Below are 23,047 nucleotides of genomic sequence, written 5' to 3'. Positions count from 1 at the left end.
TGCCGGGCATCTACGCCTGCGCCCGCGGTACTTGGGGCCCGCTCCAGGAAGAAGTAGTAGAAGGGGCCCTCCTCGGGGACCCCCTTGGCGTGCATGATCCCCAGCAGCGTGGTGTCGTCCACCTGCTTGAAGTGGTCGAAGACCGGCTGCCCGTCGTAGACCATGGTGGCCGTCGTCTCGCCCCGGAACTCGACGGTCCACAGGCTGGCCTCGCCTTTGCCGAGTTCGCGGTTGGAGTACAGCCGGCCCGTCGCGTCACGGCACATCAGCGGCTTGACGTCGTGCACGGAGGTGAACGTCTTGCCGTACCAACCGGCCTTCTCCAGTGCGCCGTTGAGGGGGTGACCCGTATTGAACTCGCCGCCCTTCCACTCGCCGAGGATGTCCTCGGGGCGGACGGTGGGCAACGCCGCCCAGATCGCGTCGAGTTCGCGGGGCACGACGGGGCTGTCCTTCTCCCGGAGTTCCTGGAACCGGGCGCGGGCCTCAAGCATGTCCATGTGGCTTGCCTCTCGTCGGTACTGGAGCGGGTCCCTGTGGCGGAGGGCTTCGGTTCGGCTACGTGTTCAACAGCTCTCTTCCGGACGGGCGGCGATCGGCGGCCTCGTACGGCCGTGAATGCGGCGTGCCCTCCTCGGATCTGCTTAGCGATCGATCAGTAAAGCCCGGCCTCTGGCGCCTTCTTCGACGTCACTTCCCCAGCTTGGACGCTCAAAAACGAGTATCGCAGGGGGAGTTGCTCAACCACACCCGTATGCCGAAGCTTTTAGCGAACGCTCAGTATGTCCCGGATCCCGCCCATGTCCCGTCTCCGGTCGGGCGTACCGCACGTGGGTGCAGGCGTCGCGCCGCGCGGGGCAGGAGGTCGGTGTCGACGAGCCGCGCCTGCACGGGTCCGCGACGCAGATTCCGATGGCGGAGCGTCAGGTGACGGTGACCCGGGCGGACTCACGGCCGTCGACCAGCACCACCGGTTCGGCACGTCCGCCGTTCTCGCCGAGGGTGACGCCGAGCACGGGTATCGCGATCGGCCCGGGCATGAAGACCTCCATAACCTCGCCACGGGGCGTCGGCCCGTCCAGCGCGGCTACGCCGAGGTGGGCTGTTGAGGGGAGCGGAGTACGAGCAGGGTGATCTCGCTGGGGGCGAAGACGCGGAACGGCGGGCCCCAGAAACCGGTGCCGCGGCTGGTGTAGAGGAGAGTGCGGGGGCCGTGGTGGCTGAGGCCGGCGAGGGCGGGCTGGTCGATGCGGACGAGGTGGTGGAAGGGCCAGATCTGGCCGCCGTGGGTGTGGCCCGAGAGCTGGAGGTCGATGCCCTCGGCTGCCGCCCGGTCGATGAACTTGGGCTGATGCGCCAGGAGCAGGACGGGTAGGTCGGGGTCGGCGTCGCTCAAGGCTCCGGCGAGGTGGGCGCCGTGTCCGGCCAGGCCGGAGGACTCGGCGGTGACGTCATCCACGCCGGCGACCACAAGGGTGTCGCCGCCGCGTTCCACCAGCACGTGGCGGTTGCGCAGCGGCTCCCAGCCCAGTTCGTCCATCAGGTCGACCCAGCCCTGGGCCTCGCTGTAGTACTCGTGGTTGCCGGTGACATAGACCCGGGCCCGGGTCGCCTCCACGGTGCCGAGCGGGGCGGCCTGGGCGCGACGGCGTTCGGCCGTGCCGTCCGCGATGTCGCCGGTGTGGCAGACCAGATCGGCCTCCAGGGAGTTCACCGTCTCGCATACCCGTTCCGACCAGCGGGCGCGATCGAGCGGGCCGTAGTGGGTGTCGGTGATGAGAACGACGCGAAGACCGTCCAACCCCGCGCCCAGGCGCGGCAGTTGCACGTCGAGGCGGCGCACACGTGGTACACGGCGGGCTTCGGCGTAGCCCCAGGCGAGCAGTACGGCGGTCACGCCGAGGACGGCCCACGTGACGATTCGGGCCCGGTCCTGGCCCTCGCCGACGCCCAGCACGCTCAGGGCGAGCCGCAGCAGGACACCGAGTAGAACGGACCAGGTGAACAGGACCCAACTGGCGCCCAGGAGGGTGTCACCGACGATCGCCGCCCAGTCCTGCTGACGCCGGCCGTGACCACGCGCCATAGCGAGCGGCATGGCGACGAGGCCGAAGGCGAACAGAGTGGTGCCGAGAAGAGCGGCGGGCAACGGCCAGCGCTGTCCGCCGTACAGGAGTACCCCGCAGGGCACGGCCCACAGCAGGACGGGGGCGATCAGGGGGAGGTAGCGCATCAGGCGGTTCAGCGGGCTCTGCCGCTCGGCTTGTGCTTCACCGCCGGTGGGCCGGGTGTCGTTGGTGTCGGTCACGCTTCCACTCCTTGCCCAGACTGCCGTCCCGCGCACTGTATCCGGTCGTCCTCGGGCTGGCCGGACGTGGTCGCCATGTCAGGAACGCAGCGCAGCCACGCCTTTTGGCTGCACCTTTGGTGCCCGGACAGCGCCACCAGGCATCCACGGCGGGACCGGGGTGCCGGCGCGTGCGGGTCGCCTCCTTGCGCCCATGCGGCTTGGTCCTTTTGGCCACGGTGGAAAGGTGTGGCGACGTCCTGGCGTCGGCGGCAGTTTGGACGAAGCGGGTCGCAAGGACGTGTATCGGACGCGTCACGGCTACCGCGGTCGTCTACCGGGGTGCCGGTTTCTCAGGTCGGCTAGGAAAGAGGGGTACCCATGCGTCGGTTGCGCATACGGGAAGGCAGGAGAGACAGGAAAGGCAGCATGGAGAGTGCGGCCCCGGCAAGGGCCGGGCGGGCGGCCGCTGCGGCTGTCCTGGTGACGGCGGGCCTCGGTCTGGGTGCGAGCGGCACGGCGGTGGCTGCCCCGGCAGCCGGCTGCTCCGGGGCAGGGCCCACCGTGACGGATTTCTTGGGCACCACGTACACGACCACCTACTGCAACGCCTACGAGGGCGGCAATCTGGTGCGGGCCGGCTATCCGGTCTACGTGTACAGCGGCTATCTCTACGCCGGTCGGAACTGGTTCGCCTGCCAGATGAAGATGGAGGGGGTGGAGAACCCTCCGGTCGGTGAGGCCCGCAACAACTGGTGGCTCTGGACGCAGGGTGACGTCGCCGACTCTGACAACGGCTGGGGCTGGTTCCCCGCCACCAAGGTGTCCGGCGGCGGCAACTACGAACCCATTCCGGGCCTTCGCACCTGCTGAACAGGATGTCCTGGCGCTGCGGCGTCGGCCGTAAGGGTGCGGCGTCGACTGTGACGGCACGGCCGGTCCTTCTACGGATCGAGGGTGGCGCGAAGCTGCGCCGCCTCCTGCTGCAACTTGTCCACCTCTTGCGGCAGAAGCCGTCGGAACTGCATGTCCAGGAGCACTCGCGCGGCGGGTTCGGTGACGCCGAGGCGCGTGATGATCTCTTGCAGGGCCAGGTCGGTCGATTCACAGCCTGACAGGATGTCGACCAGTTCGTGTCTGCGTTCGATCGCCATGAGCAATCCGTCGAGGACATGCAGGCGTTGCCGAAGAGAACGAGTGGAGTCATTCATCTCGGCCCTTTCTCGAAATCTGATCAAGCGCGGTGGCAAGAAAGCAAAGCACCGGTGGGCGCGTAGTGCGGGTCGCGCCCACCGGTGACTCTGTCACGTGTGCGTCATGACGAATACTGCCGGAATTCTTGGGAGCCGCCGCCGTCAACGTACCAGCGCCGGGACTCCCAGTTGAAGGCGAATGCCTGATCGCTGCCGGTCGGAGTGAAACGCAGACCGATCGCCAAGTAGTTCCACTCGTTTTTGCGCATCTGGGTGACGTTCCCCGGGAAGATCGTGTACCGGCTGGTCTGGGAGGCGGTGTCGCACCTGGGCCAGTCCGCGAGATTGGGGTCGATCTGCCAGTTCAGGTCGGCGTACAGAGTGCAGTCGTGGTTGTTGATGCTGAACTTCGCGCCCGCCCGGGTCGACAGTTCCCCGTCCAGGGTTGTCTCTCCGGTGAAGAAGATGTTGAGGGCGTAGTGCGCGTCCAGCGTGTCCCGTTGCGTGCAGCCCTGCGGATCGCAGTAGCCGAAGATGATCGGCTGGTCCAGGCGCCAGGACCATCTGCTGGTGATCGTGCCGATTCCGTCATTCTCGGGGTCGTTGAGAATGTGGACGTCGGAGGACGTCTTCGGCGACGTCACCAGCGCCTGGAGTGTCGTCTGCAGGCTGTCTCGGTGGTTCTCCGCGCGGTGTTTCACATAGCCGCGCGCCTGCGCCGCGTCACCGCGCTCGACGGCGGCACGCACCGCCCCGATTTCGGGTTTCTCGCCGCCCGTCACCGCGAAAGCCAGGCAGGTTCCATCCGTGTAGTCCGATGGCGAGCATGCGGTCCGGTCCTGTGCGCTCGCAGCAGCCGGAAAGATACTTCCGGCCAGAGCCGCGACCGCCACCAGGACGCCGGCTAAACGTCTGGACATCAGCGAACACCTCAATTCGTGTGGAACTCCAGGAACCGCGCAGGCGATTTCCCTCCTGCCGGCCCAGGATTTCCACACCGCACCACCACGGCAACACGTTTCGACGACAGCCAAATACTGCTCCGAGATGCCGGGAACTCCGCTGATCAGAGTTCTGATCGTGTTCGATTGATCGTTCGCTCGGGGATTCCCCGTTCCGTGGTACCACCGCGATGCGGGGGCGGTGATCACGGCCTTTTCGGCCGGGCAAGCAGCGAGAGGGCGTCTTTGTGCTGGTGCTCGCCACTTTCGACGAGTGCGCGGCCGAGCCGAGTAGCGCTGTGCAGGACGCGTTTTCCGTCACGCTGGCTGGCGATCAGGCCCGCGGCCCGCAGGATGGAGATCTGCTGACTCGACGTCGGCAAGGAAACCCCGACAGTCCAGGCCAGTTCGGACGTCGACTTGCCGACGGCGTCCGCGAGCGATTCCAGGATCGAAGCCCTGGTCCGGCCGAGCAGTGCCGAGAGAGCCGGATCGTCGGGGTCGTCAGCAGACGCGGCGAGCAGTCCGGGGGCCTGGCGTTGCACGGGGTAGACAAGGGTCGGGGTGAGCGCCTGGTCCACGAGCGTCAGCACCCTTCGCCAGCAGAAGAAGGACGGCACCAGCCGCAGCCCTCGCCCGGCGAGGTGCAGGTCCCGGTCGGCCGGATAGGGAAAGAGCAGGACCGGGGGCTCCCACCGTGCCGTCGGCAACTCGCGGAGCAGCGCTTCGCTGCCACCGTCGACCAACTGGCGTACGCGAAGGTGCACATCGGCGTCGACCTGGCTGCGCAGGTCCTGCCAGACCGGGGCGAGCGTGGTTTCGAAGTAGCCGTGCAGCGCCCGCCCGAGCCGGTGGAGAGGTGTCCTCTTCCCATCGGCCAGCTCCGACGTCCAGGAGGGCAGGGCCGTGACATTGCCGAGCAGCGTGAGGTCATGCCGCAAACGCTGCGGGGAAGTGCGCAGCACCGTATCGATCGCGCCCTCCGGATCGACCTCGGGCTCGGCGGGGGTGAGGAAGTCCGGAATGTAAGGCCCCAGCGGTACCAGGGGCCGGAGTACCGTACGCAGGAGGCCGGAGTCCGGCCGCGACAGCCTGGTCACCGAGTGCCGGCGCCACTTCCCGAAGACGGCCTCACCCTCATGGCTCTGCAGTCGGCAGAGGCTGCAGACAACCTCCCACATGGGTTCCGGCTGCCGTGCCAGGCGTATGCGTTGCAGATCGTCAGAAGTGAAGTGAATACGCAACATGAGGTCCCCCGATCCTCGTAATGACAGCTTGGTCTCCGGGGGCACATAGCGGGAGGCATATTCGCGTCAGAAGCCCCCGGGTCCAGCACCGCTCCGACCGGGATGGGGCGAGATCGAGACGGTCATGGTTGCGGTGGCTGTTTTCTGTGGTGGGGGCGCCGGCCCGGGACGGTCGTGTCTAGGCTGGCGGCATGGCATTGGTGTGGGTGACGGGCAATTCAGGCGCCGGCAAGTCCACGGTCGGTGGGGTGTTGCGGGCGCGTGGCTACGTCGCCTTCGACGCCGACGAGGACGGTTTCAGTCGCTGGATCGACCGGGCCACGGGAGAGGTCGTGGTGGATCCTCCGGATCCGGTTCCCGGCGGTTGGCTCGATCGGTACGGATGGGCGATCGTTCGTGAGCGCGTTGAGGTTCTCGTCGAGGAGTCTCGTTCCCGGGTCGCGTTCTTGTGCGGGTCGGCGGAGAACGAGGCAGACGTCGGCGATCTTTTCGACATGACTGTGTGCCTGGTGATCGACGAGAAGACTCTCCGGCACCGGCTCGCGACGCGCACCACGAACACCTTCGGCAGGCATCCCGAAGAGCTGGCAGCGGCGCTGAAGTGGAATCTCTTGACGGAGTCGATCTATGTAAGCCGTGGGGCCACGGTCATCGATGCGTCCAGGCCGCTGGCCGAGGTGGTGGACAGGGTGCTCGACACAGTTCAGGAGCTGACGGCGGCCGTCCGAGGGTGCCCAACGGATCGTGACGGTCACCGCTCCGCGTAGACGGGACTGTCCAGCGAGGGTCCAGTGGCGATCAGCACGCCATGGTCCCGAAGTGGCCGACAGCCTCTTTCAGGGTGCGTCGCCGTTCACGTGCTCACGGGGCGCACACCGTTTCGAGATGAGGGGTGCCGAGAACCGGAGGTCCTGGACAAGCCCGCCGAGTCAGACGTCCGCAGTTGGTCCGAGGGCGTCCCAGGACAAGGCCTGGTTCCGGGCATGGCTCTTGGTCAATCAGGCATCAGGTGCCGAAGAACTCCTGGACGCGGGAGACGAACCATTCAGGTTGTGCCAGGTGCGGATAGTGAGTGCGCTTCGGTGTCTGCTCGGCCACGGCGCCGGGGATGCGGCCGGCGAGCCAGCCGGCATAGTCGTCACCGGGGTCCGTGCCATGCAAAGACAGGTAGGGGACACCAGGCGGGAGACTCGTGGTCCGCCGCGACCACGCTGCCAGGGTGTCGGCGTCCCAATCGAGCAACGGGGTCCAGAAACCGCTGAACACGTCCCTGTCGAGGGTGCGGCGCTGCTCGATGTCAGCCACGAGCGCGGGGTCCAGCTCACCGTACAGCGAGGCGAAAACCGTACGAACGAAGTCCGCGAAGCCCTCTCCCCGCACTGTGGTGGCTATCTCCGCGGGCAGCGGGCCGATCCGCAGGGACTGGTCGACGTTCACCACACCACGGGTCGGATAGCGAGCTGCGTAGGCAGTGGCAATGACCCCGCCAAGGGAATGGCCGACGATGAACGGGGCCTGGTCCCCGGGCAGTTCCGCGCCCAGCGACTCGATAAGTCGGTGGATGTCCTCCACCGACTCGTCGATGCCGAACGGCGTGGTCCGAGGCGACTCCCCGTGGCCGCGCAGGTCGACGCGCAGCACGCGGAAGTGTTCCTGCAGGTTGACAGGGTCCCAGAAGCTTCGGTTCTCGGTGATGCCGTGGACTGCCACAAGTAGCGGTCCCGTGCCCTTGAGGTCATGGGCCAGCTGTGTGTCGGGTGTCATGGTCACTCTCGGTCGCGATGCGGCTTCGACGGATCGGCACCGGTTCAGGAAACAGCCCGAGGGACGGACTCTTCGCCAGCGCCGTTGCCAGGCAACCCTAAACGCGTCGAACCCGAAGGGTTACAACAGACCGTCATGTTCCTGACGGCATGCCTCGCAAGCGAGCGCGGCTTGTATACGGTCACCGGTTCAGTCGTCCTCGGCGCGGACGCGGTCGGCGATGCCCTGGGTCAGTTCCTCCGCCTGGTCCTCCAGGTTCCACTTGCCGTCCTGGTAGGCGTGGTTGCTGACCCAGTAGACCAGGACGCCGTCGCGCAGCGACCTCGTGAGGTATGCCAGCGACCAGTCGTTGCCGCCGTTGTGCCAGACGGTCCGTCCGGCGGGGGTCTCGCGGACGGCCCAGCCGTATCCGTACGAGCCGTCCAGGCCGGGCACCCGTACGCGTGGCGCGAACAGCTTCTGCCTGGCCTGCTCCGGCAGCACATCGTCGCCGGAAAGGGCCCGGTGCCAGCGGAACATGTCCTGGGCGGTCGAGAGCATGCCGCCGTTGCCCCGCAGGTGCCAGTACGGCCCGTCGGCGGCCCAGGGGTGGTCGACGGGCCTGCCCTGGCTGCGCCCCTCGCTGTCGTACTCCACCGCGACCAGGTCCCGCGGCCACCGGGGCAGGACGTATCCCGTGCGTTCCATACCGGCCGGGGCGAACAGGTGCCGGGCCAGGAACGGTTCGTACCCCTCCCCGGACGCCTTCTCGACGATCGCGGCGAGCAGGCTGTATCCGGTGTTCGAGTAGTGGAACTCCTTCCCCGGCGCCGACTGCGGTTTCGATGCCATGGCCTGCCGCACCAGTTCGTCGCGCGAGACGGGTTGGTAGTCGTCGCCGAGCGCCTCCACGAGACCCGAGGTGTGCGTGAGTAGCTGGTCGATCGTGATGTCGCGCTTGCCCTCGGGGACCGGCCCCAGGAACCGGCTGATCCGGTCGCTCACCCGCAGCCGCCCCATCACCTCCAGCTTCAGGATTGCGGCGGCGGTGAACTGCTTCGTGATCGACATGACGTCGTACACGGTGCGGCAACTCGCGGGAGTGCCGGAGGCGCGGTCCGCTGTCCCGAACCCTCCGCAGTACGCGAGTTCGTCGCCGCGTGCGGCGATCACGGTGCCGCCCGCCCCGGCAGGGAGGACGCGGTGGAGGAAGTCGGCGACCGACTCTCCGCCGCGCGCCTTCGGGGCGGCCGAGGCGGACCCGGTGGCCGGCCGCCGGACATCACCCTCCTGGGAGCACGAGCCCAGCATCAGCAGGGCCACCAGAGTGGTGACGGTGGCGCGGGTGCGACGGCAGTGGGACAGACCCATATGACCTATGACCTCCAACATCGGGAATCCGCACCGAGGTTGACGGTCGCTGCTGCCGTTCTTCAAGCTGTCAGGGTGTTCGAGCTTGTGCGAGCCCGTGTACGTCCAGCTCATCAGGGGGACCACCGTCATGACCACCGCACCGCCCACACCGCCGGACACCGACGCGGCCGCCTTTGTGGCGGCGCTGCGGCGGCTCAAGGTCTGGTCGGGCCTGAGCTACCGTCGACTGGAACGCCAAGCGGCCGACGCGGGCCACTGTCTGCCGTACTCCACGGCGGCGACCATGCTCGGCAGGGAACGGCTTCCCCGCGAGGAGCTCGTCGCGGCGTTCGTAGCGGCCTGCGGAATCCGGGGCGACGAGGCGGAGGCATGGCTGGACGCCCGCACCGACATCGCGTACGGTTCCGCACCCGCACCCGCACCCGCACCCGCACCCGCACCCGCCATGCCTGCGGACGCCATGCCCTCGAACATCGCACCCGTGGTCGCCGTATCGGCGCGCACCAGGCCGGGGCGGACGAGGTGGGCACTCGTCGGCGCGGCGGCACTCGTCACGGTGCTCCTCGGCGGGGCGACGGCGTCCGGTGTCTTCACCGACGACGAAGAGGTGGTGCAGACGCCGATGTCGGTTCGCCTGTGATGCAGCACAGGTGAGCCGCCGTCTCGGCCTCGTCGAGGGCTACGGAACCATCCGGCCGAGTTCCTGACGCGGTCGGCACTTCGCCCTCACTCTGCGCCGGGATGTCGACGGGGGAGAGCGACTAGGAGTGGGCGACTCAGGGTGAGCGACTACGGCTTAGCCCTTGTGGGCCCCTGCCCGTTCGCTCCTGCACCTTCTTCTTCCCGCCAGTCGAAGTCTCCGCGGGCGCGTTCGATGGCGGGCATGTTCTGTGAGGCCCATGCCAGCAGCACGTCGATGGGATGCCGAAGGGTCTTGCCGAGGGGCGTGATCCGGTACATGACCGCAACGGGGCGGGTGGAGACGACCTCGCGCTCGATCACGCCGTTTCGTTCGAGTCGCCGGAGCGTCGCGGTCAGCGATTTCTGCGTGACCTGGGGGATGGCTCGACGCAGTTCGTTGAAGCGGCACGGGCGTTCGCAGAGTTCGTTGAGGACGCTCAGCGACCACTTGTCGAGGATCTGATCGAGCAGTTCGCGGTGCGGGGCCGCGATGAGGAACTCGTCGTCGGTATCCATGGCGAAACCTGGTCTCGTTGAAGTGTCCTTCTTCTACTAGGTAGCTTACAGATACTTACTTCGGAGGAGAGAAGATCATGACTGTTCAGTACTTCACGCCGGAGGGCATGCTGCGGCCGACCCCGTATCACCATGTCGCCGTGGGTACCGGGACAAGGCATGTCCACGTCAGCGGGCAGATCGCGCGCCAGGCCGACGGGACTCCGGTCGCACCCGGCGATCTGGCCGGGCAGGTCGCCCAGGCGCTGCGCAATACCTCCGTCGGTCTCGCGGGCGCGGGCGCGTCGTTCACGGACGTGCTACGCCTGACGTTCTACGTGACCCAATGGAGCCCGGACAAGATCGGCGATTTCATGGACGGTGTGGAGGCTGTCGCCGACGAGATCGGGCTCCGGCTTCCCCTGCCGCCGGCCTCCCTCATCGGTGTCGACCACCTCTTCGAGCCGGATGTTCTCGTCGAGGTCGAGGCAACCGCGATTCTTGAGTGACCGTCGAGGCGGGATCGTTCAGCCAGGACTTGACGCGGCCGTGTGAAGAGATGGCGGTGGCCGGGCCGTTGTCGGCTGGAGGACGCAGGCTGAGGCACCGCTTCTCCACACGCCGCATGGTGCCTGTACCGGGGCTCTGCTGGGGGAGGGGGGACGCCGGGCGTCCGGCTGGCACGGGCGCGCTCCGGGCCGAACAGACCATGGTGTGGAGCGGAGTCGAACGCCGTGCGCGTCCCGGGTCTGGTCCACGCCGCCCCGCACGCCTGCCGTCCACCTGGAGCCCTCCTGGACTGGCTCATCGGACTGGCTAACCGGACTGGCTCACTGGACCTGGCCTGCGCTGCGCGACCGGCGCCGCCGCTGTCGACGTCGTCCAGGAGCACGTCGAAGAGCAGGCCGCTCTGGTTGCCACGGCTTGGCGGGAGCGCACGCAGGCCAACGCCGCCGTCCCTCTCACCACCGCCTTCACCGCCGTATGAGAGGCGCACCTCCAACCCCCACCACAGCCGCCGTCCACCGCTCCGGCGACGCCCCGGTCAGGTCCGGCCCGGTCCGGTCCGAACAACGAGCGCGCCCCCCCGCTCCGCTACTGCTCGGTGCCGGATTGCCGGCGGTGGGTGGCGTGCAGGCTGCCGAGCAAGGACAGCGCCTGACCGCTGGGACTTGACGGTTCGGCGTGGTAGATCACCAGCTGCTGGCCCGGCGCTCCACGGACGTCGAAGGTCTGGTAGGTCAGGGCGATGGGCCCGACATCGGGGTGGAGGAGGTCCTTGGCGTCACGGGTCTTGTCGTGGACGGCGTGCGAGGACCACAGGGCGGCGAACTCCTCGCTCTCCTCGGTCAGCGAGGCGACCAGGTCGTGCAGGCGCGGGTATTGCGGCTCCAGACCCGTGGCATGACGCAGTCCGGCAACGACTGCCTCCGCTGCCCGCCCCCACTGCGCGAAGAAGGTCCGGGCCGCCGGGTTGAGGAAGGTCATGCGGGCCATGTTGTCCATCTGCCCGAACGGTGAGAACAGCGCGTCCGCCAACGAGTTCGCGGCCAGGAAGTCGGTGGCCGGGTTCAGGACGAACGCCGCGGCGTTCGGGTATCCGTCCAGCAGTTGCCGCAGCGCCGTGCTGACCGATTCCCGAGGCTGGGGCCGTTCACCTTCCGGTGCGGTGCCGGCCAGCCGGAACAGGTGCTCGCGCGCCTGGTCATCCATCCGCAGTGCGCTGCTGAGGGACTCCAGAATCTGTGGGGAGGGACTGCGTTCGCGGCCCTGTTCGAGGCGGGCGTAGTAGTCGCTGTTCATCCCGGCCAGGACGGCCACCTCTTCGCGCCGCAGCCCCGCCACCCGGCGGGCGCCGTAGGAGGCGAGCCCGACGTCGTCCGGGCGCAGGCGGGCGCGGTGGGCGCGCAGGAAGTCTCCGAGATCGTTGCTGGTCACCCCTTCAGGCTAAGCCGCACCCCACCCGTGTGCCTGGGTGCGCCATACCCGGACACGACTCGTCCTGGTTCCCGTCGCCGGGTCCGCACAGGCTGGTGACCAGCACCCGGACACGAGAAGGAGCAGCACGGTGAGGAACGAGTCGAGCCGACCGGAGCAAGGTCCCGGGCGAAGGACCGGAGACGTGGACGTGGACGTGAACGTGGATGTGGACGTGAACGTGGATGTGGTCGGGATGTATGTGACCAGGGACGGGCACATCCGCCAGGAGCTCCGCGCCGACGGCCGCTACGACGAAGCGCGCGGGAGCCGCCGCAGCGCGTACACCGGCCGGTACACCGTGACCGGTCACCACCTCGACTACGTCGACGACACCGGCTTCACCGCCACCGGCGACATCCGCGACGGCGTGCTCTTCCACGAACATCTCGTCCTGTACAAGGAGAACCAGGCATGACACGACCCACCACCAAGATCTTCCTCATCACCGGCGTCAGCAGCGGACTCGGCCGCGCCTTCGCCACGGCCGCCCTGGACGCCGGCCACACGGTCATCGGCACCGTCCGCAAGGACGCCGACGTGGACGCCTTCACCGCTCTCCACCCGAAGCGCGCCCATGGCCGCCTGCTCGACGTCACCGACGACTCCGCCGTCCTCGCCCTGGCCGGCGAGGTGGAGCAGTCTGTGGGTCCTGTCGACGTGCTGATCGCGAATGCCGGATACGGCCTGGAGGGCACCTTCGAGGAGACGCCCCTGGCCGACCTGCGCGCCCAGTTCGACGTCAACGTCTTCGGCGCCGCCGCCACCGTGCAGGCCGTTCTCCCGTTCATGCGCGAACGGCGCCGCGGGCACATCCTGGCCGTCACCTCCATGGGCGGCCTGGCCTCTTTCCCCGGTGTCTCCGCCTACTGCGGCAGCAAGTACGCCCTCGAAGGCATCCTCGAAGCCGTCGGTAAAGAGGTCGCCGGCTTCGGTATCCACGTCACCGCTGTCGAGCCGGGCTCCTTCCGCACCGACTGGGCGGGCCGCTCCATGGTCCGCGCACCGCGTTCCATCCCCGACTACGACGAGCTGTTCGAGCCCATCCACGCCGCCCGGCAGACCGCAAGCGGCAACCAGCTCGGCAACCCCGCCAAGGCCGCCGCCGCCCTCCTGCACATTCTCGACACACCTCACCCGCCGGCCCACCTCGTCCTCGGATCCGACGCTCTCCGCCTGGTACGAGCTGGACGTGAAGCAGTCGACCACGACCTCGACACCTGGAAGAACCTCACCCTGTCCACCGACTACACCCCCGCCGACGACGCTCCGTAGGCCGCGCGGCCTACGTGACCAAAGCTGCCCCGTCAGGGGCCCTTTGCGTCCGCCGGTCAGGTCGTGAGGTGTCTGTGGAGCGCGGGCCACGATGCCCACGGGAGGAGACGGGCAGGAGAACACGTTGTCCGACCGGACATGGCACCCGGGGCAACGCTGTCCGATCGGACAGACATGGGAGACCAGGCGGGCCTTAGGTTCACCTTCTGTTCGCGTTCTGCGACGACCGCCCGCCTTGCGCCCACCGCCCAGAGTCACCGGAGCATGCCATGAGCACCACCCCACCCGCGTCCACCCCACCGGCGACCACCGCGTCAACTCCCCAGCCGGAAGCCCCACAACCGAGCAATATGCGTCGGGTCGCCACGGCCAGTTTCATCGGCACGGCGATCGAGTTCTACGACTACTACATCTACGGAACCGCCGCAGCCCTCGTCCTCAACGAGGCGTTCTTCCCCGAACTCTCCAAGACGGCAGGCACGCTCGCCACTCTGTCCACGTTCGCCATCGGCTTCGCCGCCCGCCCGCTGGGCGCCGCGGTCTTCGGTCACTTCGGTGACCGGGTGGGCCGCAAGGGCGTCCTCGTCGTCTCGCTGCTGATGATGGGACTCTCCACCGGTCTCATCGGCCTGTTGCCCGGATACGCCACACTCGGTGTCTGGGCCCCGATCCTGCTGGTGCTGCTGCGCGTCGTCCAGGGACTCGGCCTCGGCGGGGAGTGGGGCGGAGCGGCCCTGCTCGCCGTTGAGCACGCGCCCGCCAAGAAGCGCGGCCTGTACGCGGCGGCGCCCCAGATGGGCTCGCCCGTCGGCTACTTCGCCGCCACCGTCACCTTCCTGGTCATGTCCACCGTCCTCGACGACGGAGCGTTCCAGAGCTGGGGATGGCGCATCCCCTTCCTGCTCTCCTTCGTCCTGGTCGCCGTCGGTCTGGTCATCCGCCTGAAGATCGCGGAGAGCCCCGCCTTCGCGAAGGTCACCGAACGCCGCGAGACCGCCAAGGCCCCGCTCGCGGAGGCGTTCCGCAAGCACCCGAAGGAGATGCTGCTCGGTGCGGGGATGATCACCGTCGTGTACGTGATGTTCTATACCGCCGCCACGTACTGCATGACGTACACCACCAAGACGCTCGGCATCCCGAAGAACGACATGCTCGCTCTCACCCTGGTCGCCGTGGCGGTCCTCGGAGTCTCGACGTTCTTCGTCGCCCGCTGGTCCGACCGCGTCGGCCGCCGCAAGCTGATCATCGCCGGCGCCGCGTTCGGGGTCGTGTGGGGAGCGGTGCTCTTCCCGCTTCTCGACACCCGCAACTACGTCCTGATCGCCGTCGCGTTGAGCGGCGCCCTGCTCTGTATGGGCATCATCTACGGCCCGGCCGGCGCATACCTCCCCGAGCTCTTCGCCACCCGCGTGCGTTACTCCGGTGCCGGCTTCTCCTACAACCTCGGCGGTGTCCTGGGCGGTGCGGCCGCGCCGCTCATCGTCACCGCGCTGGCCGAGAACTACCGTCCCTCGGTGGGGGGATGGTTCATGAGCGCGATGGCTCTGCTCTCCCTCGTCTGCGTCATCGCGCTCCCCGAGACCAGGGAACGCGACCTCGACAGCGTCTGAGACACGTACGACGGACACCCGTACTGCCGCGAGCACACGCCGGGCAGCGGAAGGAGGCTGAGACCTACCTCATGGGCATCACTCGTGACTCCGCCTACCCTGATCCGGTGGACCACACCTCTGGCGTCATCGCGCGCGGTGACGACGGCGTACAGCTGAAACAGGTCCTCGCCGCACTCACCGTGCCCTTCGTCGTGGAGGGAGGCGAGGCGGTGATCACCGACGTGATCCTCGCCGAACCGGGCGAGCATCTCGGGCCCTCGCCCGGGGCGTTGGTGCTCGCGGTGGGCGCACGCGGCGAGGCAGCGGTTCCTGTCGTCATGGCGGCCGGTCGTTCCGGCGCCGCCGCCGCGATGGTCAAGGTCGACGCCGACGGACTTCCCGCGCGGCTTCGGGAAGCCGCACGCGAGGCCAACATCACGGTGCTCGCGGTGCCGGAGAACGCACGATGGGACCAACTGGCACATGAGGTGCGCGCGGGACTGACCCGCTTCGGGGCCTGGACCGCCGCGGCCCCGGGTACATCGGGCGATCTCTCCTCGCTGGCCCAGACCCTGGCCACCGTCACCTACGGAGTGGTCAGCATCGAGGACTCCGCCGGACATGTGCTCGCGTACTCCAGGTCCGGCGAGGAAGCCGACGAGCTGCGGCGACTCACCATTCTGGGGCGCGCCTGTCCCGAGCCGTATCTCAAGTTGCTGCGCGACTCGGGCGTGTCGAGGCGGCTCCGCTCCGGTGAAGAGGTCATCGAGACCGCGGAGCAGCCCGACCTCGGCTACCGGCGCCGACTGGCCATCGGTATCAACGCCGGCCATCGTCCCCTGGGCGCGATCTGGGTCCAGGAAGGGAAGCGTCCGCTCTGCGAGAGCAGCGCCGAGACCATGCGGGGAGCCGCACGGCTTGCCGCACCCCAGCTCGTGGACCACTACTACCAGGGGGACCCGTCCGCCCGGCTGGCCTCCCGGGTCGACCTCGCCCACGGTCTGCTGACCGGGCGCTTCAACGCCGAGGCTCTCGCCCGTCACCTGGGGCTCGACCCCGCGCAGGGCGCCACTGTGATCGGAGTCGACCTGCGCGAACCAGAGCACCCCGGCGCCTCGGCGGCCCTGGACCTACGGCGCGAGGAATCCGCCGGCATCATCTCCCTGCATGCCTCGGCGTTCCGCCGCGACGCCCTCGTCACGCAGGCCTGCGGCCAGATCTACGTGCTGCTTCCAGGGAGGAACGGGGCCGACGACGGCACCGCGGTCCAGCGCTGGGCCGCCGAGCTTGTCGCCGTACTCCGACGGCAGTTCGGTACTCCTGTCCAAGCGGTCCTCGCCGGCACCGCGCCGCACCTCGAAGCCGTCCCCACGGTGAAGACGCGCGGCTATCACGCCCTGCAACTGATGGCACGCACACCCGCACGCGCGGTAGCCACCTACACGGTGCTCCAGGCATCGCTGCTCCTGGGGGACGTGCTGCGACTGCTCGACGAGCATCCCGACACCCGCCACGAAGGTCTTGAGGCACTCGCCGCCCACGACGCGGAGATGGGATCCGAACTGGCCCGCTCCCTGCTCGCCTACCTCGACGGGTTCGGAGACGTGGCGCGGACCGCCGAGGCGCTCAACGTCCACCCCAACACCCTCCGCTACCGGGTTCGCAAGGCGATCGCCCTGAGCGGGATCAGCATCGACGACCCCGATGAGCGGCTCGTCGCCATGCTCCAACTGCGCCTCGCCCTCAACGGCGGGCCCATCGCGAAGGACCCCTTCCCGGGCCCGTGACGGCGCCGGGACTCAAGACGACGAGGGGCGGGGCGAAGGCCAACAAGTCGCGGGCGACGGTCCAGAAGAGGGGGCGCTGTGACAGGCCCGTCGTCGACGGCGGGCAACACGAGGGTGACTCGACGCCGGGTGGGACAACCGCCTGATCGCGGTGGGACGCGAGGGCGGTGGGACAGGCGTTGATACCGGACCTGGACATTCTCGGGATCATCTGAAGATCGACTCGGCCCTAGTGTCGGTGGTGTCAGCAGGAAGTACTGCAGCCGACAGCCGACAGCCGACAGCCGACAGCCGACAGCCGCTGGAGATCATGATGCGCTCGCGTCTCGCCACCCGTTCCACCCGCCTCGTCCTGGCCGCCGCAGCCGTGACAGCCCTCGCCGCCACGACCGGCTGCGAATCCGAGGACTCGACGGACACCGGCAGCTCCGCGGCCCCTTCCTCCGCCTCCTCCGGCGCCGCTGGGAGCGCGACTCCCTCCAGCGACAGCCCGTCGACCGGGGACAGCACTCCTGCCGACGGCTCCAGCAGCGGCGGCTCCAGCGACGAGGGCGACTCGGGCGACTCGGGCGACGGCGACAAGACCGGCTACGGGCAGTCCTGCGGCACCAACGACCTGGACCTCACGGTCGCCTGGAAGTCCGATCCCGAGGTCGACGGCTACTACTTGGTCACGGCCAAAGCCAAGTCCGGCATCACCTGCTACCTGGACGTCAACACTCCCAGCGTGTCCTTCGGCTCCGGCGCCGACGGCGTGGCCTCCCCTGTGGGACAGGGCGGCGAGGACCCGATCAAGCTCACCGGCTCCGCCGTCGCGTACACCGGCATCGATGCCAAGACCACCGACGGTGACGCCGGCACGCAGTTCGAGAACGTCATCATCGCGGTCACCGAGGACGACCCCGACCCCGCCGAACTCGAACTCCCCGACACGGCCACCGTGGACAAGCCCATCGTCACCAACTGGTCCACCCAGCGCGACGAGACCGTTCCCCGCATCATCTGAGTGCGGCGGGTGCACGGTTGAATCAGTGGCCCGCTCGCCGCGCTCCGAGCCGCAAGTTTCAGCCCGCCGCTCCGTCGAGCAGCCTGCTGTACCGCAGCCGCAGTGCCCGCTCGGTACTGGCCGCCAGCGTCACCAGGGTCAGGACGACGTTGCACCAGGCCGGTGGATGTACCGGCGCGGTGAAGGCTCCGACGCGTTCGGCCACCGCGGGTACCCCGGCGACGTGTTCGGCGAGTTGCGTGACCAGCATGACCAGGGCGATGACGAGTACGGTCAGCGAGAAGGCGCCGATCCAGCGGCTCAGTGCCGGATGCGCGCGGTCGAGGTGGGCGCGGCGTCCCTCGGCGGAGTCGCGGTCCGGGACGAGCAGATGTGCCGTGCCCTCGGCCGTCACGTAATGGCAGCGCCGCAGCCCGAAGTTGCTCAGCCGCACCTCGACGGTGCCGCCGGGGACCGGGAAGGCGGCGGGCAGCCTCGATCGGGCGTGGTGCCTGCCGTCGAGGTACAGGTCGGCCTTCGCCTTCGCGGACGTCTGGTCCTGACCGCGTCCGACGTCCACGGCGTAGACCGCCTTCCCGCCGTCACCGTCGGGCAGCGGCAGGTAGAAGAGGGAGCGGTAGGGCAGCTGCCACCAGCGGAACCGCTTCAGTGGCCGTCCGTCCCCGGGGGTGATCCGCCGGGCGGCCCGGCGGCTTCGCATCTCTTTGAACATCTCCGGTACCTCCCTCACTCGCCCACTGTGCCGGGTTGCGCCGCGTTACCGGCTTCCGCTGCGCAGGCGAGGTCCCGGGCGGGGCGTTCCCCGGTGGTCAGGAACGTCGTCGCGGCATCGGTGGCGCACGTGTTGCCGCCGTACGGGTAGACACCGTGGCCGCCCTGGTCGACCGTCACCATCGTGGCCCGCCCGCCGAAGGCCCGCCGCAGCTCGCGGGCGCCGGCCAGTGGCGTGCCCGGGTCGCGCTCGTTCTGCATCATCAGCACGTTCGAGGGGCCCCGGCCGGTGATGCGCACCGGCGGTTCGGTCCGCTCCCGAGGCCAGAACGCGCAGGGGTTGATACTTGCCGTGGAGCCGCCCAGCATCGGGTACGTCAGCCGGTCGACGGCGACATTGCGCTGGTACCGGCGGACCGTTCCCGGCCAGCGCGAGTCCCCGCAGACCACGGCGAAACGTGCGGCCAGGAGATTCTCCAAGTCCGCGGGCAGCTCCGGGAGGGGCAGTTCCCCGCCCGTGTCGACCGCCTGCCAGAACTCCGCGAGCCGGGGCATGGAGCTGTCGGCGTACAACTGCTCGAAGGTGAACGCCCGGAACGCGGTCCCGTTGACGTTCTGGACCGGCTTCGCGTCCAGCCGCGCCACGAGCTCGTAGAACTTGGCGGTGATCTGCTTCGGCGTGGAACCCAGACCGTACTCGGGGTGCCCGGCGGCGAACGCGGCGAAGTCGGGGAAGCGGTCCTGCAGCCCCCGGGCGAACAACCGCATGGCCGTGACGTCGTAGCCGCCGGGACCCAGGTTGCTGTCGAGTACGATCCGGTCGCCCCGCCGCGGGAACAGCGTCGTGTAGACCGCGCCGAGGTAACTGCCGTAGGAGGCGCCGAGGTACGACAGCTTCGGCTCACCCAGTGCTGTCCGGAGGCGGTCCATGTCGCGTGCGGTGTTGGCGGTGGTGGTGTGCGGCAGCATCCACGCCGTCCGCGAGGTCCCGCACTGCCCGGCGATCTTCCGCGCGTACCCCGCCTCTCGTGTCACGTCGGCCGCGGTGTGCGCGTACGGCGGGAAGTTGCCGCGCCACTGCTGCTCCTTCGTCAGGTCGCAGGTCACGGGAGTGCTGCGGCCCACCCCGCGCGGGTCGAAGCCGATGATGTCGTAGGAGTCGAGCACCTTCCGCGGCAGCCCCGACGCGGCGAGGACCGCCGGGTATGTCAGGCCGGAACCGCCCGGACCGCCCGGGTTGGTCAGCAGGACGCCGCGTCGCTGCGACGGCTTCTCGCTCGCCAGCCGGGAGACGGCGACATCGATCCGTCGGCCTCCCGGATCGCGGTAGTCCAGCGGGACTTCGAGCGTCGAGCACTCCAGGCGGGGCGCGGAGGCTCCCTGGGGGCACGGGCCCCACCGCAGGGCGCCGGGCGCCGGTGCCGTCGTGGCCGCCGCCGCGGACGCTGACGGTGTGGATACGGACGCCGGAAGTGCGGTCACCGCCACCGCCGCGGCGGTGAGGGCGAGGGACAGACTTCTACGCATGAGGTGTCCTCCTGTGGGGGGCTTTACCGGCACGCGAACGAGTCTGTTGATCAGGAACGGCCGGCACATCGGTCCGGCGGACCGACCCGGCCCCGACCGCGGGAGAGGAGCCGGTTGGACCTGGGTCGAAGGCGCATCCGTCCTGGGTGTGATCCGCCGGTCGCCCGATGTGGCGACAATGGCCTGGTGAACACGGACGTTGTGCCGCGGCTCGGGGTGTGGCAGCAGGCCTGGCGGCTGATGGTGGCCGCGGTCGTGAGCCTGCCGATCTGGCTGACGACCCTCGCAGTGACGCGAAAGCAGCCCGGCGGCCCGGACACCTGGATACTTTTCGGCGATCCGCTGGTGGCCCTGGGCTGCCTGACGGTGCTCCTGTGGCGGCGGCGGTGGCCCCTCACGGTGGCCCTGACGGTCGCGGTCGCCTCGACCGCCTCGGCGCTCGCCACCGGCGCCGCCCTGCTCGCACTGTGCTCGGTCGCCACCCGCCGTCGCCCGGTGGAGATCGGGGCCGTCGTCCTGGCCTATGTGATTGCGTCGCAGTTCGCCGTCGAGATGTTGCCGGTGCAGGGCTCGGCCGACGTGCCGTGGTGGGTCCAGGTCGTGGTGCCGGCGCTGACCGCGGGGACAGCGGTGGCCGCGGGAATGGCCGTCGGGGCGCGGCGGGTCGAGGTACGGTCCCTGCGGGAGCGGGCGGAGAGCGCGGAGCGGGAGCAGAGCGCGCGGGCGGCGCAGGCACGGGCCCTGGAGCGCAACCGGATCGCCCGCGAGATGCACGACGTCCTCGCGCACCGCATCTCCCTGATCGCCATGCAGGCCGGAGTACTCGACCACCGCCGCGACCTCTCGGCCGACGAGAACCGCGTCCTGGTCCGCGGTATCGCCGAGGGCTCCCACCAGGCACTGGAAGAACTGCGTGAAGTCCTCGGCGTGCTCCGCGCCGACCCCGGCCGCCCGGAACCGCCGCAACCCTCCCTCGACCGGATCCCCGACCTGGTGGCCGACGCCCGCGCCTCGGGACTCGACGTCCGGCTGACCGACACTCTGACCGCGAGCCCGCCCGGCGGCGTCGGACGGACCTGCTACCGGATCGTCCAGGAAGCGCTGACCAACGCCGCCAAGCACGCCCCCGGCGCGGTCGTACAGGTCACCCTCGACGGCACCGCGGGCGGCACCCTCGACATCGGCGTCCGCAACGGACCGGCCCCCCTGCGCACCACACGGCCGCCCGCTTCCGGTTTCGGCCTGCTGGGCCTCGGCGAACGGATCACCCTCGCCGGCGGCGAACTCGACCACGGTCCCACGCCCGAGGGCGGGTACGTTCTCACCGCACGACTGCCCTGGCCGGACGGCCCCGCCCACAGCCGCGAAAAGAGCGCATGAGCCACGACAAGAGCACGTCGACGGAGAGCCGGCACGATCCCGTACGGGTCGTCATCGTCGATGACGAGGAACTGGTCCGCATGGCCCTGCGGCTCGTCATCGACGGCGAACCGGACCTGACCGTCGTGGCGGAGGCGGCCGACGGGAACGCCGCGCTCGCCGTGGTGGACGAGCAGCGGCCCGACGTCGTGCTGATGGACGTACGGATGCCGGGCCGGGACGGTCTGGACACGACCCGGGAACTGCTCACCCGGCCGGCGCCGCCCCGGGTGCTGATGCTGACCACCTTCGACTCCGACGACCTGGTGCTCGGGGCGCTGCGCGCCGGAGCGCTCGGCTTCGTCCTCAAGGACACCCCGCCCGCCCGCATCCTCGACGCGGTGCGGACCGTCGCGGACGGCAACCCGGTGCTGTCCCCGGCGGCCACCGCGCGGGTGATCGCCGCCGCCACCGGCCCGGACTCCGCGCACACCCGCGACCACTACCGCGCCGCCGCGCGCGAACGGCTGTCCTCACTGACCGAACGGGAACGGGAGACCGGCCGGGCGATCGCGGACGGACTCGGCAATGCGCAGATCGGCGAGCGGCTGGGCATCACCGTCGCGACGGTCAAGGCCCACACCGGCAGCCTGTTCGCCAAGCTGGCGGTCGAGAACCGGGTACAGATCGCGCTCCTGATCCGCGACGCGGAGGGCTGACGGGGGAGTTCTCTTCTCTGAGGGCTCTGCTGTCTGCGCGCCTCTTCGACACCGGGCTCCACGACGGCGTCCGCGTGCACACCTGACCTCGGAATGGCCCGCTCCTTCGCATCCCCAGCGGAAACCCGGGACGGTTCGGGACCCCTGCGAGAAGTCCGACATTGCGTACGTCACCGGCCCGTTGTGGCGGCGGCACGGCTCCACCTGGAGGCGCACGCGGTCAGCCGGGCGGGGTGTCGCCGTCGTTTTCGAGGCGTAGTTGTCCGGTGAGGATGTCGTGGGCGACGTCTCTGAGGAGTTGTTGGTGGCTGAAGGCGTGGGCGCGCATGCGGGCCAGGGCTTCGGAGACGGGGACGTTGCCGGCCTCGGCGGCGGCGCCGGCTGCCTGGTGCACGAGGGGTGGATAGCCCACGGGGCCTGTTTCCGGGGGCGCTTGTTCCCAGCCGATCAACATGGGGTGGGCGTCCAGGGTCAGAAGGGCGAGGATCCGGGCGTAGGCCCGGAGCCGGGCCCGGTCCGCCGGGCTGAGGGGAACGCTGGTGGCGTGGTACAGGTCCATGGCGCCGACCGGGAGATCGTTGCCGACCAGCAGCGGCACGGCCACCACGCTGCGGATGCCGAGTTCATCGGCCATCCGCGAAAAGACGGGCCACTGCCCGTCGGCGGGGTGCGCGTCGGTTTCCACGATCTGGCGTTGCCGGTAGGCCTCGGTGCACGGGCCTTCCCCCGCTACGAGCTGCGCGTCCTCCAGCCGGTAGCTGCGGTCGTCAGCGGCGTAGGCCACGGTCCTGATCCGGCCCGAGGTAATCAGGCTGACCCCCAGACCGTCCGCACCCACGTCCTCGACACAGGCCGCCACAGCGGACGGCAACGCCACAGGCCGGCCGACGGTACTCGCGGTCTCGACGACGCGTTTCCACGCTGCGGTGTCGCTCTGCACGTCCATGACACAGCCCCAATGCTCGCCTGGAGCGCGGTCAGGCCGGTCGTGCGCTCACCAGTGCAACAAGCGTAGACCCCTCCTACGGGCCCCCTGCCCCGGGACGCGGCGAGTGTCCGCGCCCTTGGGGTTCGCAGCCGCGATACCGACGACGCGGCTCCAGCTCCAGCTTTTCGTCCTTGTCCCGCTCTGT

22 protein-coding genes and 1 pseudogene are annotated in these 23,047 nt (G+C 69.3%); 11 read left to right on the top strand and 12 right to left on the bottom strand.

What is annotated here, in order from left to right; all coding sequences use genetic code 11:
• Nucleotides 1-14 precede the first annotated feature (14 nt).
• Nucleotides 15-500, bottom strand: a pseudogene (locus tag ACH4DZ_RS34750) (DUF4334 domain-containing protein); the annotation flags it as partial.
• Between the two features lie 587 nt (nt 501-1,087).
• Nucleotides 1,088-2,308 (bottom strand): metallophosphoesterase, encoded by a 1,221-nt coding sequence (locus ACH4DZ_RS34745; protein WP_398291984.1) that lies wholly within the window; start codon nt 2,306-2,308, stop codon nt 1,088-1,090.
• 408 nt (nt 2,309-2,716) lie between these two features.
• Between ACH4DZ_RS34745 and ACH4DZ_RS34740 the strand changes: the two genes are divergently transcribed.
• Nucleotides 2,717-3,160 carry a hypothetical protein gene (locus ACH4DZ_RS34740; RefSeq protein ID WP_398291982.1) on the top strand — a complete coding sequence of 148 codons (444 nt, stop codon included), beginning with the start codon at nt 2,717-2,719 and terminating at the stop codon, nt 3,158-3,160.
• A gap of 71 nt (nt 3,161-3,231) precedes the next feature.
• Here ACH4DZ_RS34740 and ACH4DZ_RS34735 read toward each other — a convergent pair whose 3' ends face one another.
• The 3 genes from ACH4DZ_RS34735 to ACH4DZ_RS34725 form a co-directional block, all read right to left on the bottom strand.
• The gene (locus ACH4DZ_RS34735) at nt 3,232-3,498 is read right to left on the bottom strand and encodes a DNA gyrase subunit A (protein WP_398291980.1); all 267 of its coding nucleotides are present in this window, start codon (nt 3,496-3,498) and stop codon (nt 3,232-3,234) included.
• A gap of 104 nt (nt 3,499-3,602) precedes the next feature.
• Nucleotides 3,603-4,514 carry a hypothetical protein gene (locus ACH4DZ_RS34730; RefSeq protein WP_398291977.1) on the bottom strand — a complete coding sequence of 304 codons (912 nt, stop codon included), beginning with the start codon at nt 4,512-4,514 and terminating at the stop codon, nt 3,603-3,605.
• 113 nt (nt 4,515-4,627) lie between these two features.
• Nucleotides 4,628-5,668, bottom strand: coding sequence for an ArsR/SmtB family transcription factor (locus ACH4DZ_RS34725; RefSeq protein WP_398291974.1), 1,041 nt, complete (start codon nt 5,666-5,668; stop codon nt 4,628-4,630).
• 191 nt (nt 5,669-5,859) lie between these two features.
• Here ACH4DZ_RS34725 and ACH4DZ_RS34720 point away from each other — a divergent pair, with 191 nt between their 5' ends.
• Nucleotides 5,860-6,435 (top strand): hypothetical protein, encoded by a 576-nt coding sequence (locus ACH4DZ_RS34720; protein WP_398291972.1) that lies wholly within the window; start codon nt 5,860-5,862, stop codon nt 6,433-6,435.
• 238 nt (nt 6,436-6,673) lie between these two features.
• On the opposite strand, the gene ACH4DZ_RS34715 is transcribed toward ACH4DZ_RS34720, so the two are convergent.
• Both ACH4DZ_RS34715 and ACH4DZ_RS34710 read right to left on the bottom strand, forming a co-directional pair.
• The gene (locus tag ACH4DZ_RS34715; RefSeq protein WP_398291970.1) at nt 6,674-7,432 is read right to left on the bottom strand and encodes an alpha/beta fold hydrolase; all 759 of its coding nucleotides are present in this window, start codon (nt 7,430-7,432) and stop codon (nt 6,674-6,676) included.
• Between the two features lie 189 nt (nt 7,433-7,621).
• Entirely contained in the window at nt 7,622-8,914 is a 1,293-nt protein-coding gene (locus ACH4DZ_RS34710) for a serine hydrolase domain-containing protein (RefSeq protein ID WP_398291968.1), read from the bottom strand.
• On the opposite strand from ACH4DZ_RS34710, the gene ACH4DZ_RS34705 reads away from it, so the two are divergent.
• The gene (locus ACH4DZ_RS34705; protein WP_398291966.1) at nt 8,913-9,425 is read left to right on the top strand and encodes a hypothetical protein; all 513 of its coding nucleotides are present in this window, start codon (nt 8,913-8,915) and stop codon (nt 9,423-9,425) included. The two genes, ACH4DZ_RS34710 and ACH4DZ_RS34705, sit on opposite strands and share 2 nt — an antisense overlap.
• A gap of 149 nt (nt 9,426-9,574) precedes the next feature.
• Here ACH4DZ_RS34705 and ACH4DZ_RS34700 read toward each other — a convergent pair whose 3' ends face one another.
• A complete protein-coding gene (locus tag ACH4DZ_RS34700) occupies nt 9,575-9,982 on the bottom strand; it encodes a winged helix-turn-helix transcriptional regulator (protein WP_398291964.1) in 408 nt (135 codons plus the stop codon).
• A 77-nt stretch (nt 9,983-10,059) separates the two neighbouring features.
• Between ACH4DZ_RS34700 and ACH4DZ_RS34695 the strand changes: the two genes are divergently transcribed.
• The gene (locus ACH4DZ_RS34695) at nt 10,060-10,470 is read left to right on the top strand and encodes a RidA family protein (RefSeq protein WP_398291962.1); all 411 of its coding nucleotides are present in this window, start codon (nt 10,060-10,062) and stop codon (nt 10,468-10,470) included.
• Between the two features lie 586 nt (nt 10,471-11,056).
• Here ACH4DZ_RS34695 and ACH4DZ_RS34690 read toward each other — a convergent pair.
• Nucleotides 11,057-11,899 (bottom strand): helix-turn-helix transcriptional regulator, encoded by an 843-nt coding sequence (locus tag ACH4DZ_RS34690; protein WP_398291960.1) that lies wholly within the window; start codon nt 11,897-11,899, stop codon nt 11,057-11,059.
• 235 nt (nt 11,900-12,134) lie between these two features.
• Here ACH4DZ_RS34690 and ACH4DZ_RS34685 point away from each other — a divergent pair, with 235 nt between their 5' ends.
• The 5 genes from ACH4DZ_RS34685 to ACH4DZ_RS34665 all read left to right on the top strand — a co-directional run bounded on the left by ACH4DZ_RS34685 (nt 12,135) and on the right by ACH4DZ_RS34665 (nt 17,598).
• Nucleotides 12,135-12,356, top strand: coding sequence for an Atu4866 domain-containing protein (locus ACH4DZ_RS34685; RefSeq protein WP_398292286.1), 222 nt, complete (start codon nt 12,135-12,137; stop codon nt 12,354-12,356).
• Nucleotides 12,353-13,213: an oxidoreductase gene (locus ACH4DZ_RS34680; RefSeq protein ID WP_398291958.1), complete on the top strand. Its 861-nt coding sequence runs from the start codon at nt 12,353-12,355 to the stop codon at nt 13,211-13,213. Before ACH4DZ_RS34685 ends, ACH4DZ_RS34680 begins: the two co-directional genes overlap by 4 nt.
• 269 nt (nt 13,214-13,482) lie before the next feature.
• Nucleotides 13,483-14,823 carry an MFS transporter gene (locus tag ACH4DZ_RS34675; protein WP_398291956.1) on the top strand — a complete coding sequence of 447 codons (1,341 nt, stop codon included), beginning with the start codon at nt 13,483-13,485 and terminating at the stop codon, nt 14,821-14,823.
• A 107-nt stretch (nt 14,824-14,930) separates the two neighbouring features.
• Nucleotides 14,931-16,592, top strand: a complete 1,662-nt coding sequence (locus ACH4DZ_RS34670) for a PucR family transcriptional regulator (RefSeq protein WP_398291954.1) — start codon at nt 14,931-14,933, stop codon at nt 16,590-16,592.
• Between the two features lie 313 nt (nt 16,593-16,905).
• Nucleotides 16,906-17,598: a hypothetical protein gene (locus ACH4DZ_RS34665; RefSeq protein ID WP_398292284.1), complete on the top strand. Its 693-nt coding sequence runs from the start codon at nt 16,906-16,908 to the stop codon at nt 17,596-17,598.
• Nucleotides 17,599-17,656: 58 nt separating this feature from the next.
• On the opposite strand, the gene ACH4DZ_RS34660 is transcribed toward ACH4DZ_RS34665, so the two are convergent.
• Nucleotides 17,657-18,310 (bottom strand): hypothetical protein, encoded by a 654-nt coding sequence (locus ACH4DZ_RS34660; RefSeq protein ID WP_398292282.1) that lies wholly within the window; start codon nt 18,308-18,310, stop codon nt 17,657-17,659.
• A 14-nt stretch (nt 18,311-18,324) separates the two neighbouring features.
• The gene (locus tag ACH4DZ_RS34655) at nt 18,325-19,836 is read right to left on the bottom strand and encodes an alpha/beta hydrolase (RefSeq protein ID WP_398291952.1); all 1,512 of its coding nucleotides are present in this window, start codon (nt 19,834-19,836) and stop codon (nt 18,325-18,327) included.
• A 240-nt stretch (nt 19,837-20,076) separates the two neighbouring features.
• On the opposite strand from ACH4DZ_RS34655, the gene ACH4DZ_RS34650 reads away from it, so the two are divergent.
• Nucleotides 20,077-21,216 carry a sensor histidine kinase gene (locus tag ACH4DZ_RS34650; protein WP_398292280.1) on the top strand — a complete coding sequence of 380 codons (1,140 nt, stop codon included), beginning with the start codon at nt 20,077-20,079 and terminating at the stop codon, nt 21,214-21,216.
• Complete coding sequence (locus tag ACH4DZ_RS34645) at nt 21,213-21,914, top strand: response regulator (protein ID WP_398291950.1); 702 nt, start codon at nt 21,213-21,215, stop codon at nt 21,912-21,914. The genes ACH4DZ_RS34650 and ACH4DZ_RS34645 overlap by 4 nt, the downstream gene beginning before the upstream one ends.
• A gap of 220 nt (nt 21,915-22,134) precedes the next feature.
• On the opposite strand, the gene ACH4DZ_RS34640 is transcribed toward ACH4DZ_RS34645, so the two are convergent.
• A complete protein-coding gene (locus ACH4DZ_RS34640; RefSeq protein ID WP_398291948.1) occupies nt 22,135-22,860 on the bottom strand; it encodes a GAF domain-containing protein in 726 nt (241 codons plus the stop codon).
• Nucleotides 22,861-23,047 lie beyond the last annotated feature (187 nt).

The sequence above is a fragment of the Streptomyces sp. NPDC017991 genome (assembly GCF_044328075.1).
Taxonomy (GTDB): domain Bacteria; phylum Actinomycetota; class Actinomycetes; order Streptomycetales; family Streptomycetaceae; genus Streptomyces.
The sequence above is the reverse complement of the archived record's forward strand: the minus strand, read 5'-3'. Positions and strand labels throughout refer to the sequence as shown.